This is a genomic window from Nocardia heshunensis (genome assembly GCF_054782115.1).
In genome coordinates, this window is sequence record NZ_BAAGTC010000002.1 from 427541 (window position 1) to 440059 (window position 12519).

Here is a 12519-nt window from a genome sequence, read left to right on the forward strand (position 1 = left end):
CATCTGGACGATTGGCCTTGGCCTACGGGGACTTTCATGGAGCGACTCTCGCCGCGATCGCGGCATGATCTGCTGCAGTTGGGGGTGCAGACCTATTGCCCGCCCGGCACGGTGTTGATGCGACAGGGGGATCCGGGGGCGATGGTGTATCTGCTGCGCTCGCGGGATCGGACGGTGTCGGCGTGTGTGAAGATCACCTCGTCCGACGGCAAGTTGTTCGCGATTCGGGTCAGCGGGGATGTGATCGGGGAACTCGGTGCGCTGGTGCCGGATTCGCGGCGGTCGAATACGGCGACCGTGTGCACGGCCACCATCGCGCATCGGATTCCGGGTGTGGCGTTCATGAATTTCCTGGAGCAGCATCCGGACGGTCTGCTGGCGCTGTGCCGTTCGCTGGCGGATCGGCTGGCCTGGTCGGATCAGCGGCGGCTGGATTTCGGCGGGTGCCCGGTGCAGATGCGGCTGGCGCGGCTGCTGCTGGAGTTCGTCGAATCCTGCGGCACCGCCACCGAAGACGGTTGGGAGATCACCATCCGTCTCTCCTACGAGGAGCTGGGCAATCTGATCGGCGCCGGGGTGGACGCGGTGGGGCTGGCCATGAACCGGATGCGCGCCGCCGATCTGGTGGCCCCGTGGAATCGGCACGTTATTGTAAGAAACCGCGAAAGTTTACGGCGATTCGCAGAATTGGATAAGTAATCGTTGAAAGCTCGCCGTGAAACCTGATTTTTCCGGCGTCCTCGCAATCCGGCCGTGTCACGCTCGAAATGTCTCCCCGCCATTGGGGTCTGGGGCAAAACCCTCGGGAGGTGTGACCGATGTCGGCACCCGAATTATCGTCCGGATGTGCAACGGTCGACGAGCTCTACCGTGATCTGATCATCACCCACAGCCCGCTGGCCGCGGCGCTCATTGCCTCGGCCGCGACGGGGGAGTGGCCGGACGTCGTCCTCACTGCTGAAGTGCCGCAGCGAGATCCGCGTTCAAGGCCAGGGCCGGTAGCGAGGCGACGAGCATGTCGACCAGTGCCTCCCGGGTGATCGGTTCCTCGCGCAGCCAGGTGAGCACCACCTCCTCGACGAAGGAGATCCAGCCGCGCACGGCCAGCGCCAGCCGCGGCCGGTCGGGGTCGTCGACGGGGATCGGGGCCTCGACGAGGATGCGTTCGGCGGTGGCCTGGCGGGCATTGGCCACCATTTCCGCCATTTCGGGATTGGCGCTGACCGGGCCGCGCAGCAGGGCGTGGTAGGCGGCGCCGTTCTGGCTCACGTAGTCGATGTAGCGGTCGATGGAGTCGCGCAGCATCGAGTACAGATCCAGATTGCGATCGGGCGCGGTGCGTTCGAGGAAGTCCACGTTCGCCTGCTTGACGATGGCGAGCTGGAATTCCTGCTTGGAGGAGAAGTAGTGGAACAGCAGGCCGCGCGAGATGCCGGCGCGGTCGGCGATGTCGGTGATGGAGATGTCTTCGAGATCGTGTTCGCGCAGCATCTCCACGCCGAGTGTGATGAGCTGCTGACGGCGTTCGGCCGGGCTGAGGCGCACGCGCTTGGCCGAGGCTCCGGTATCCGGTCTGCTCACGCTGCGCTCCTTGGTCACGGGTCCACTTTACTGAACGCGAGTCAATACTGTTGACTCCCGCTCAATAAGACCCTAGTCTCGCATATATGAGTCGCAAGGTTACAGACAAAGCTGTCGGCAACCAGCCCGCCCGGCATGCCCACGTGATCATCGTCGGCAGCGGGTTCTCCGGCCTGGGCCTGGCCATTCGCCTGAGCCAACAGGGCCGTACCGACTACCTCGTGCTGGAGCGCGGCAGCGATGTCGGCGGCACCTGGCGCGACAACACCTACCCGGGCGCGGCCTGTGACGTGCCCTCGCAGCTGTACTCGTACTCCTTCGCGCTCAACCCGGAATGGTCGCGCTCGTTCTCCAAGCAGCCGGAGATCCAGCGCTACATCCAGGGCGTCGCCGACAAGTACGGCGTGCGCGACCATCACGTCTTCGACTGCGACATGACCGGCGCGCAGTGGAACGCCGAGGAAGCCCGCTGGGAGATCCAGACCAGCCAGGGCGCCTTCACCGCCGACATCCTGGTCTCCGCCGTCGGGGCGCTGTGCGAGCCGAACCTGCCGGACATCAAGGGCATCAACGACTTCCAGGGCGAGATCTTCCACTCCGCCCGCTGGAACCACGACTCGGATCTGACCGGCAAGCGCGTCGCCGTCATCGGCACCGGCGCCTCCGCGATTCAGATCGTCCCGGCCATCGCGTCCAAGGTCGCGCACCTGGACCTCTACCAGCGCACCGCGCCCTGGCTGCTGCCGCGGGGCGACCGCCCCTACCTCGGCCCGGAGAAGTTCGCGCTCAAGCACATTCCCGCGCTGCGGGCGCTCTACCGCGCGGGCATCTACGCCGCGCGCGAGACCCAGGTGGTCGGCCTGACCAAGTTCCCGCCCGCCATGCTCGCCTTCGAGGCCATCGCGCGCGCCAAGCTGTTCGCCGAGGTCCGTGACCCAGAGCTGCGCCGCAAGGTCACCCCGAACTTCCGCATCGGCTGCAAGCGCATGCTCATCTCCAACGAGTACTACCCGGCGCTGAGCCGCGACAATGTCGACGTCGTCACCGACGGCATCAAGGAGATCCGCGCCAACGCCGTCGTCACCAAGGACGGCACCGTGCGCGAGGTCGACGCCATCATCGTGGCCACCGGCTTCCACGTCACCGACTCGCCGGTCTACGACACCGTCTCCGGACGCGACGGCCGTACCCTGGCAGAGGTTTTCGACGCCATCGGCCAGCAGGGCTACAAGGGCTCGGCCATCCACAACTACCCCAATATGTTCTTCATGCTGGGCCCGAACGTGGGCCTGGGCCACACCTCGATGGTGTTCATGATCGAATCGCAGATCAACTACCTCGCCGACGCCATCGCGCAGTTCGACAAGCTGGGCCTGCGCACCGTCGAGGTCCGCAAGGACGTGCAGGACGAGTTCAATGCCGAACTGCAGCGCAAGCTGCAGGGCGCGGTGTGGAGCACCGGCGGCTGTGCCTCCTGGTACCTCGACAAGCACGGCAACAACACCACGCTGTGGCCGGACTTCACCTTCCGGTTCCGCAGCCTGCTCGAGAACTTCGACGTCTCGGCCTACGAGACCACCACCGAGCCTGTCGCACAGGCTGTTTGAGCCTCTCCCACCTTCCACGACAACCGAAAGCGGTAACCGTGAGCAACGATGCTTACTTCAAGGACAAGGTCTGTGTGATCACCGGTGCGGGCTCCGGCATCGGCCGCGCCCTGGCGGAGAACCTGGCCAAGCGTGGCGCGCACCTGGCGCTGTCCGACATCGACGCCGAGGGCCTCGCCGAGACCGTCAAGCGCTGCGAGAAGTTCGGCGTGAAGATCAAGTCGGATCGGCTGAATGTGGCCGAGCGCGAGTCGGTCCTGCTCTACGCCGACGAGGTCAAGAAGCACTTCGGCAAGGTCAACCAGATCTACAACAACGCCGGTATCGCCCACCACGGCGACGTCGTCGACACCGCGTTCAAGGACATCGAACGCATCATGGACGTCGACTTCTGGGGTGTCGTCAACGGCACCAAGGCGTTCCTGCCGTACCTCATCGAATCCGGTGCGGGCCACGTCGTGAACATCTCCAGCCTCTTCGGCCTGATCGCCGTCCCCGGCCAGAGTGCCTACAACGCCGCCAAATTCGCGGTGCGCGGGTTCACCGAGGCGCTGCGCCAGGAAATGCTGATGAGCGGCAAGCCGGTCAAGGTCACCTGCGTGCACCCCGGCGGCATCAAGACCGCCGTCGCCCGCAATGCCACCGTCTCCGAGGGGCTCGACCAGAAGAACCTGGCCGCGCTGTTCGACGCCAAGCTGGCCATGCACACCCCGGAGATGGCCGCGCAGACCATCACCGAGGGCGTCGCCAAGGGCCACGGCCGGGTGCTGATCGGCTGGGAGGCCAAGGCCCTCGACCTGTTCGTGCGCACTACCGCCTCGTACTACCAGCGCATCGCCGCGGTAGTGCAGAAGCGCATCTTGCCGTAAGACACAACTGAAGGACACCCGGTCATGCCCGATGTGACACTGCCGCTGCCCGTCGTTCGCGCCGCCCTGAGCCCGATCTTCAAGGTCATGCTCAATGCCCGGCTGCCGTTCAGTGTCCAACGGGCACTCATGGATTGGGGCGCGGTGGCACAGCGGCCGCCGCGCGGCACCCACCACGACCGCATCCGGCTGGGCGGCCGCCCAGCCGAACGGGTGAGCGTGGGGCCGGTCTCGGATTCCGCCACCGTGCTGTACCTGCACGGCGGCGGTTACACCGTCGGTTCCCCGGCCACTCACCGCGCGCTGGCGGGATACCTCGCGCGCGAAACCGGTTGTCCCATCCAGGTTCTCGACTACCGGCTGGCCCCGGAGCACCCGTTCCCGGCGGCCCTGGACGACGCCGAGGCGGCCTTCCTCGAACTCGTCGCCGCCGGATACAAGCCCGAACGCATTGCGGTGGCCGGGGATTCGGCGGGCGGCGGGCTCTCGCTCGCCCTGGCCGAGCGGCTGCGCGACCGGCACGGGTTCGTCCCGGCGGCGCTCGGGCTGATCGCGCCGTGGGGCGACCCCAACGAGGTGCCCACCCGCGACCGCGATCTGGTCATCAACAAGCCGTGGTCGCGCGCCTGCGCCGCCGCCTACCTGGGTTCGGGCGTCGGCTCCGACACCGGCTACGCGCCGCTGCTCGGCGATCTGCACGGGCTGCCGCCCACCTATGTCCAGGCGGATGTGGACGAACTGCTGCACGATCAGTGCACCCGGTTGGTCGCCGCGCTGCGATCGGCCGGCGTATCGGTCGAGTTCACCGAGACCGAGGGCCTCTGGCATGTCGCCCAACTGCAGGCGAGCATCGCCCGTCCCGCCGCCCGGGTCACCACCGAACTCGGCCAGTTCCTTCGGCAGGCCCTGCGACCGGCGCAAAGCCGGTCAATAGGATAGGGACAGAACACAACGCGGACCCGTCCGAGAACAGGTTCGGACGGTCCGCGGGGAGTTACCTGTGAGCGTGGCGTAAATTACCCGCCAGTAAACCCACTGTGGAAGGGCAGCGATGCGAGAGTTCGAAGTCCCGGCTACCTACACCATCCCGGAAACCGCCAATATGTCGGACGGCGCGTTCCGGCACGCGGAGCAGACGCCGAATCTGGTCGTCTTCAACACCCCGGATGGCAAGGGCGGCTGGAACGACGTCACGGCGACCCAATTCGCCAAAGCCGTGACCGATGTGGCCAAGGGACTCGTCGCCTCCGGCATCGAACTCGGTGACCGCGTCGCCATCATGGCCGCCACCAGCTACGAGTGGGTGGTGCTGGACTTCGCCATCTGGGCCGCCGGTGGCTGCACCGTCGCCATCTTCGACAGCTCCGCCGCCGAGCAGGTGCGCTGGATCCTGTCGGACTCCGGCACCAAGCTCATCGTCGTCCAGAACGACAAGCACCGGGCCACCGTCGCGGAAATCGAAGGCGGACTGGGCGATCTGAAGGAAACCCTGCAGATCGACAAGGACGCCATCGCCACCCTCGTCGCCCGCGGCGCGGAGTTGGACGACAGCGTCGTGCACGAGCGCCGCGCCCAGGTGAAGGCCGCCTCCCCGGCGACCCTCATCTACACCTCCGGCACCACCGGCCGCCCCAAGGGCGTCATGCTCTCGCACTCCAACCTCTACGCGGAGTCCGCCGCCGACCGCTCGGCCATGAGCGAATTCCTGCGGCCCGGCCGCAAGTCGCTGCTGTTCCTGCCGCTGGCCCACGTCTTCGCCCGCGCCGTCGCGCTGGCCGCCTTCGACGCCGGTGTCACCGTCGCGCACACCAGCGACTGGTCCACGCTGGTCGAGCAGTTCGGGCAGTACAAGCCGCACTTCATCCTCTCGGTGCCGCGTGTGTTCGAGAAGGTGTTCAACGGCGCGAAGCAGAAGGCGCACGACGGCGGCAAGGGCAAGATCTTCGACTACGCCACCGAGATCGCCATCCAGTACAGCCAGTCGCTCGAAAAGGGCGGCCCCGGCCTCGTGCTCAAGCTGCAGCACATGGTGTTCGACAAGCTGGTCTTCGGCAAGCTGCGCGAGGCCATGGGCGGGCAGTGCGAGTCGGCCGTCTCCGGCGGCGGACCGCTGGGTTCGCGCCTGGGCCACTACTTCCGCGGCGCCGGCGTCACCATCTACGAGGGCTACGGCCTGACCGAGTCCACCGCGGCCGTCAGCGTCAACACCCCCAAGTTCATCAAGGTCGGTTCGGTCGGCCGCCCGCTGCCGGGCCACGGCGCGAAGGTCGCCGAGGACGGCGAGCTGCTCATTCGCGGCGGCGTGGTGTTCGGCGGCTACTGGAACAACCCGGAGGCCAGCAAGGACGCGTTCGACGCGGACGGCTGGTTCAAGACCGGTGACCTCGGGGCCATCGACGAGCAGGGCTTCATCTCCATCACCGGCCGCAAGAAGGAAATCCTCGTCACCGCGGGCGGCAAGAACGTCTCCCCGACCATGCTCGAGGACTCGCTGCGCCAGCACCCGCTGATCAGCCAGGTCATGGTGGTCGGCGACGGCGAGCCGTTCATCGGCGCGCTGGTCACCCTCGACCAGGACACCCTGCCGGGTTGGTTGGAGCGCAACGGGATCGGCGCGGACACCCCGATCGAGCACGTCATCGACAACCCGGCCCTGGTCGCGGAGATCAATGACGCGGTCGCGGCCACCAACAAGCTGGTCTCGCATGCCGAGGCGATCAAGAAGGTGCGCATCCTGCCGGTCGACTGGACCGAGGAGGGCGGCGAGCTGACGCCGAAGCTTTCGCTGAAGCGCGCGGTCGTGATGAAGAAGTACGCGGCCGACGTGGACGCGATCTACAACTCCTGACGGAGGTATAGGGGTGTCGGGGGCCAGGCCCCCGAACCCCCATGGGACCGAGTGATCGGGGCCCGCGGTCTTCCGCGGGCCCCCTTCGCTGTTTACGGGGGTCAAAGGTGCTGGTGGATAACGAATCTTCGTGATGTGGCGGGGTGGTCTTTACCGGAATTCTGGAAGTCGTGAGAGGCGAGATCCGGCAAACTAGTTGCTTGGAAACTAGTTGTCTGGATACTATGGCTGCACGCTGAAAAGGAGCCCGCGATGACCACCACCGCCCCCGTCCCCACCGCCACTTCGAGTACCCTCGCCGCGCCCGCCCGGCGCTGGCTGGGCCTGTCCGCGATCATCGGCGCGACGCTGATGAACATGCTCGACACCAATGTCGTGAACGTCGCGCTGCCGATGATCCGGCGCGATCTGGGCGGCAGCTACGCCACCATGCAGTGGATCGCGGCGGCCTACACGCTGGTGCTGGCGGTCGGGCTGTTGACCGGTGGACGGCTCGGCGACATGTTCGGGCGGCGGCGGATGTTCCTCGGCGGCACAGTCGGATTCGTGCTGGCGTCGGTGGTCTGCTCGCTGGCCGGGACGCCGGAGGCCCTGATCGGTGGCCGGGTCGCGCAGGCCGCCGCGGCGGCGATCATGGTGCCGCAATGCCTCGGCATGATCCGAGACCTGTTCCCCGATACCGCCGAACAGCCCAAGGCGTGGGCGGCATTCGGCACCACCCTGGGCGTGGCGAGCATTCTCGGGCCGATCATCGCCGGACTGCTGATCAAGGCCGATCTGTTCGGCACCGACTGGCGCGCGATCTTCTGGATCAATGTGCCGCTCGGGTTCTTCGCGCTGATCGCGGGCATTGCCGCGCTGCCCGAACACCTGGGGGATCGCACCGGCGGCCTCGACCTGGTGGGCGTGCTCCTGGCCGGATCGGGTGTCGGCATGCTGGTCTACCCGCTCATGCAGGGCCGCGAACTCGGCTGGCCCACTTGGAGTCTGGCCATGCCGGTCGCCGCCATCGCAGTGCTCGCGGTGTTCGTCGCCCAGCAGCGGGCCCGCACCGCCGCCGGCCGTGTACCGCTGGTGCAGTTGAGCGTGTTCGGCCGCCGTTCCTACAGTGCCGGAGTGCTTTTCGAGACCGTGTTCTTCGTCGGCATCATCGGGTTCTCGCTGGGCCTGGGCCTGATGCTGCAGCTCGGCTTCGGCTACAGCCCGATCGGCGCCAGCATCGCCATGGCCGCCTGGGCGCTCGGTTCCTTCTTCGGCTCCGCCATCGGCGCCGAGGCGCCCAAGCTGGGCCGCAAGGTGCTGCACCTGGGCGTCGGCGTCATGACGGTCGGGCTGGTCGCGCTCTACCTGGTGTTGCGCGTGGTCGGCACCGGCCTGAACGCCTGGGAGATCGCGGGCCCGCTGCTGGTCGTCGGATTCGGCATGGGCATGGTGTTCGTCCCGATGTTCAGCATCATCATCGGCGAAATCCAGGATCACGAGGTGGGTTCCGCCTCGGGGCTGCTGGAATCCGTGCAGCAGCTGGCCGGCGCGCTGGGTGTCGCGGTGCTGGGCACCGTCTTCTTCAACGGCTTCACCCACCTCGGCGGCACCCCGCGCGGCAATGCCCTGGTTGGCATGGAGCACGTCACCCTGGTCGGAATCGGGCTCGGTGTCACGGCTTTCGGACTGGCGTTCCTGCTGCCGCGAGTCGTTCGAGAAAATCACTGATGAGCGTGGCGATTTCGGAGACGTGAGTCTCCAAGGCGAAGTGCCCGGTGTCGAACAGGTGAAGTTCGGCGTCGGGCACATCTGCCGTGTAGGCGTGTGCGCCCGGTGTGGGGAAGAACATGTCGTTCGCGCCCCAGGCGATCAGGGTCGGGGGCGTGTACTTCCGCAGCCAGGCCTGCCATTCGGGGTAGCGGGCCACATTGGACTTGTAGTCGAAGGCCAGCGCCACCTGGGCTTCCTTGCGGCCGGGCAGGTCGAGGTAGTGCTGGTCCAGGGTCCAGGCGTCGGGGTTGAGCACGGTGGGGTCGGGTACGCCGCCCTCGTACTGGCTGCGGGTGCCCTCGGGGGAGAGCAGACCGCGCACGATGTCCTCGTCGCCCTCGTGATCGGCGCGCAGGGCGACGAAACCCTGTGCGGCCTCGGACAATCCGGCCTCGTAGGCATTGCCGTTCTGCACGATCAGGCCCTCGATCCACTCCGGATGGCGGGTGGCCAGGCGCAGCCCGATCGGGGCGCCGAAGTCGAAGATGTACATGGCGAAGCGGGTCAGGCCCAGCTGCTGGACGAAGCCCTCGGTGATGTCGGCCAGCCGGTCGAAGCTGTAGTCGAAGTCCGCGGGCGCGACCGTGTTGCCGAAGCCCGGGTAGTCGGGGGCGATGAGCCGGTAGCGGTCGCCGAGCGCGTCGATGAGACGGCGGAACTGGTGCGACGCGGTGGGAAAGCCGTGCAGCAGCAACAGGACCGGCGCGTCCGCGCGGGTGGGGACGGACTCGCGGTAGAAGACCTCCACCCCGTCGACGTCGATGCGGTGGTGCTGGACCAGGGGTAGTGCGCTCATGGCTTCACATGCTTTCTGGCGGTGATGTTGCATTAGTTTTACGGCAACCACTTCTAATGTGTCAATAGCGGGTAGTACCATTAGTCCCGTGGCTGATCTCGAACCGTTGATCGGTGAACCCCTCGCCCTGGACCTGGTGAACACCCGGCCCACCGGTGGCGATTTGCTGGAAACCCCCGAGGCGCTGGCGGATTGGCTGCGCCTGGAGGCCGACCGCCTGCCCGAACCACCCCCTCATCACCTCACCACTGCCGATCTGGCCGCCGTCCGCGCCGTGCGCGAACACACCACGGCCGCCGTCGATGCTCTACGCCAGGGCCGCCGTCCGCCAGCCACTGCTCTCGAGGGCTTGGTCGCCGCGCAGTCGGCCGCGCCCGCCGTCCGCGTGCTGGACTGGGACGGTGCCGCGGTCACCGAAAAGGTCGCTCGCATCGGTGAACCGGGCCCGCGCCTGGCCGCTCACCTGGCCGACGCGGCCGCCACCCTGCTGCTCGACCCGGCCGTCGGCCGCATTCGCGAATGCGGCGCCGAGGACTGCATCATGCTCTTCCTGCCCGCCCACCCCCGCCGCCAATGGTGCTCACCCGAGCGCTGCGGCAACCGGGTCCGCGTCGCCCGCTACTACCAGCGCCACAAGGCCGTCGACTGAATCAGTCGCTCGGCGGATTCGGCGCGAACCGCTCGGCCGCCATATCGCGAAAACGCTGTGCCGCCACCGGCAGATAGGCGTCCTGCCGCCAGATCACGTGCAGAGTGCGGCGGCAGAAGGTGTCGTCGATGTGCAGCCAGGCGACCGGCGGGCCCGGGTAGTCGCGTGCCATGGATGGCAGCAGGCCGATACCGAATCCGGTGGCGATCAGGTTGCGCAGGGCCGCGGGCTCGTCGCCCTCGCAGGCGATATTGGGGCGCAGCCCGGCGCGGCAGAAGATGCGATCGAGCACGGTGCGCTGCCAGTAGTCGGGTGAGGTGGTGATGAAGGCTTCGTCGGCCAGCTCGGCCACCGAGACTCGATCCCGTTGTGCCAGAGGATGATTCGGCGACACCGCGAGCAATACCTCCTCTTCCAGGAGCGCCCGCTGGGCTATCCCGGGGATGTCCACCGGCTTCGAGACCAGCCCCAGGTCGAGTCCGCCCGCCGTCAGCCGGGCCGTCACCTGCTCGGTGGTGCCGGAGAAAAGCTGCACGCGCACACCGGGATACGCCTGCACGAAGTCCGCGACCACCCGCTGGACCACCACCAGATTCTCCGCGCCGATCGCCACCGAACCCTCGTCCAACCGGGCCAGATCGGACAGTTCCCGCCTGGCGCTGTCGAGCTCGCCGAGAGCGCGCTCCACCCGTTCCAGAAAGGCCGCCCCGAACCGGTTCAGCCGCAGCCGCCGGCCCTGCCGGTCGAAAAGCGGTACCCCGAGCTCATTTTCGAGGCGGGTGATGGTGCGACTGAGCGAAGGTTGCGCCACCCGCAGCTCTTCCGCCACCCGCGAGATGTTCTCGGCGTGCGCGACCAGCTGGAAGTAGCGCAGCTGCAAGAGGTCCATGCTTATAACTCTAAAGGCACTATTACATAGCGGATTTGGTCGTGGAAGGTATTGCTTCACACTCCTACCGTCACAGTATGACCGTTTTGCGCACCGCCGAATCCGTCGGCGATCTCGGTGCGACCCCGCGTCGCCCCGTCGTCCCCGCTGACCGCGGGGTCTCCCGCAGCCCCTGGATCACGCTGATCGCCGTCACCGGCGGCCAGTTCCTCGCGGTGCTGTCCACCACCGTCATCAGCGTGGCGTTGCCGACCATCGGCCGCGACCTACACGCCGATGGCACGGCCGCCGAGTGGATCGTCAACTCGTACGTCCTGGTCTATGCCAGCCTGCTGATGCTCAGCGGCGGGCTCGGTGACCGCTACGGCCGCAAAGGCGTGTTCCTCCTGGGCTTGTCGACCTTCGCCCTCGGCGCGCTCGTCGCCGGTCTGGCTCCGAATGTCCCGATCCTGTTGGTGGGCCGTGTCATCCAGGGCGTGGGGCCTGCCCTGCTGGTTCCCACCAGCCTGGCCGTGGTGCGCGCCGTGTTCCCGGACGAACGCGAGCGAGCGGTCGCCATCGGCGCCTGGTCCACCTCGTCGGGTCTGGCGCTGGCGGTCGGCCCGATCCTCGGCGGCATCGTGGTCACCGCGCTGGGCTGGCGCTGGGTGCTCCTGCTGAACGTGCCGCTGGCCGCGGTCTTCGCGACGGTGGCCGCGCTGATCGTGCCGCGCCTGCCGCGCACCCCCGCGGTCGGCCGATTCGATTGGCAGGGTTCGGTATTGACCGCGACCGCCGTCGCCGCCCTCTCGTTCGGACTGATCGAGGGCAAGCAGCAGGGCTGGACCTCGATACCCATCCTCGGCGCGTTCGCGCTGTCCGTCGTCGCGCTGGCGGCTTTCGTGGGCTGGGAACGACGACACAGCGATCCCCTCGTGGACCTCACCCTGTTCGGGAATCGCTCCTTCACCGCGGCCAATCTGGCCGGTGCCGTCGCCTTCTTCGCCTTCATCGGGCTGATCGTCTACCTGAGCGCGTACTTCCAGCAGGTGCAGGGCCATTCGGCCGTCCGAGCCGGACTCGACGTGTGCGCCATCGGCGTGGCCTTCGCGCTGGCGACACCGGTTTCGGGGCGGCTGGTCGGCCGCATCGGACCGCGGGTGCCGATGGTGACCGGGCTGACCCTCGCCGGCTTCGCGGTCATCGGCCTGCTCAGCGTCGGGGCCCACACCGGCATCGGGTCCCTCTGGTGGATCCTGGCGATCGGCGGCTTCGGCATCGGCCTGTGCCTGACCCCCATGACCGCGACGGCACTCGCCGCAGTGCACCCGCACCGGGCCGGAATGGCATCCTCGGTCCACAATTCGCTGCGCCAGGTCGGTCAGGTGCTCGGCGTCGCCGTGCTGGGGGCGCTGGCCTACTCCGGTTCGGGACTGAGCGTGACCGGACTGCATCACGCCTTCGCGGTCGCGGGTGGCAGTCTCCTGGTGATGGCGGTGATCGCCGCCGTGGCGCTGCGCGGCGAGACCCGCTGATACCGGGTGTCACG

Annotated in this window: 11 protein-coding genes; 8 read left to right on the forward strand and 3 right to left on the reverse strand. The window is 67.5% G+C overall.

Annotated elements, in window-relative coordinates; translation table 11 throughout:
* The first annotated feature begins 36 nt into the window (after positions 1-36).
* A complete protein-coding gene (locus ACYVN4_RS02110; protein ID WP_460717500.1) occupies positions 37-699 on the forward strand; it encodes a Crp/Fnr family transcriptional regulator in 663 nt (220 codons plus the stop codon).
* A 252-nt stretch (positions 700-951) separates the two neighbouring features.
* Here the strand turns inward: ACYVN4_RS02110 and ACYVN4_RS02115 are convergent, their stop codons facing one another.
* A complete protein-coding gene (locus ACYVN4_RS02115; protein WP_460717501.1) occupies positions 952-1581 on the reverse strand; it encodes a TetR/AcrR family transcriptional regulator in 630 nt (209 codons plus the stop codon).
* Positions 1582-1667: 86 nt separating this feature from the next.
* On the opposite strand from ACYVN4_RS02115, the gene ACYVN4_RS02120 reads away from it, so the two are divergent.
* The 5 genes from ACYVN4_RS02120 to ACYVN4_RS02140 all read left to right on the forward strand — a co-directional run bounded on the left by ACYVN4_RS02120 (position 1668) and on the right by ACYVN4_RS02140 (position 8615).
* A complete protein-coding gene (locus tag ACYVN4_RS02120; RefSeq protein ID WP_460717502.1) occupies positions 1668-3188 on the forward strand; it encodes a flavin-containing monooxygenase in 1521 nt (506 codons plus the stop codon).
* Positions 3189-3226: 38 nt separating this feature from the next.
* Entirely contained in the window at positions 3227-4057 is an 831-nt protein-coding gene (locus ACYVN4_RS02125) for an SDR family NAD(P)-dependent oxidoreductase (RefSeq protein WP_379362460.1), read from the forward strand.
* Between the two features lie 24 nt (positions 4058-4081).
* Positions 4082-4996 carry an alpha/beta hydrolase gene (locus tag ACYVN4_RS02130; protein WP_460717503.1) on the forward strand — a complete coding sequence of 305 codons (915 nt, stop codon included), beginning with the start codon at positions 4082-4084 and terminating at the stop codon, positions 4994-4996.
* Positions 4997-5108: 112 nt separating this feature from the next.
* Positions 5109-6905 carry an AMP-dependent synthetase/ligase gene (locus ACYVN4_RS02135; protein ID WP_460717504.1) on the forward strand — a complete coding sequence of 599 codons (1797 nt, stop codon included), beginning with the start codon at positions 5109-5111 and terminating at the stop codon, positions 6903-6905.
* A 252-nt stretch (positions 6906-7157) separates the two neighbouring features.
* A complete protein-coding gene (locus tag ACYVN4_RS02140; RefSeq protein WP_460717505.1) occupies positions 7158-8615 on the forward strand; it encodes an MFS transporter in 1458 nt (485 codons plus the stop codon).
* Here the strand turns inward: ACYVN4_RS02140 and ACYVN4_RS02145 are convergent.
* Entirely contained in the window at positions 8560-9453 is an 894-nt protein-coding gene (locus ACYVN4_RS02145) for an alpha/beta fold hydrolase (RefSeq protein ID WP_460717506.1), read from the reverse strand. The two genes, ACYVN4_RS02140 and ACYVN4_RS02145, sit on opposite strands and share 56 nt — an antisense overlap.
* An 88-nt stretch (positions 9454-9541) precedes the next feature.
* On the opposite strand from ACYVN4_RS02145, the gene ACYVN4_RS02150 reads away from it, so the two are divergent.
* Positions 9542-10102, forward strand: a complete 561-nt coding sequence (locus ACYVN4_RS02150) for a CGNR zinc finger domain-containing protein (protein WP_460717507.1) — start codon at positions 9542-9544, stop codon at positions 10100-10102.
* Between the two features lies 1 nt (position 10103).
* Here the strand turns inward: ACYVN4_RS02150 and ACYVN4_RS02155 are convergent, their stop codons facing one another.
* On the reverse strand, positions 10104-10991 hold the full coding sequence (locus tag ACYVN4_RS02155; protein WP_460717508.1) for a LysR family transcriptional regulator: 888 nt from the start codon (positions 10989-10991) through the stop codon (positions 10104-10106).
* 77 nt (positions 10992-11068) lie between these two features.
* Here ACYVN4_RS02155 and ACYVN4_RS02160 point away from each other — a divergent pair, with 77 nt between their 5' ends.
* The gene (locus ACYVN4_RS02160; RefSeq protein WP_460717509.1) at positions 11069-12505 is read left to right on the forward strand and encodes a DHA2 family efflux MFS transporter permease subunit; all 1437 of its coding nucleotides are present in this window, start codon (positions 11069-11071) and stop codon (positions 12503-12505) included.
* Positions 12506-12519 lie beyond the last annotated feature (14 nt).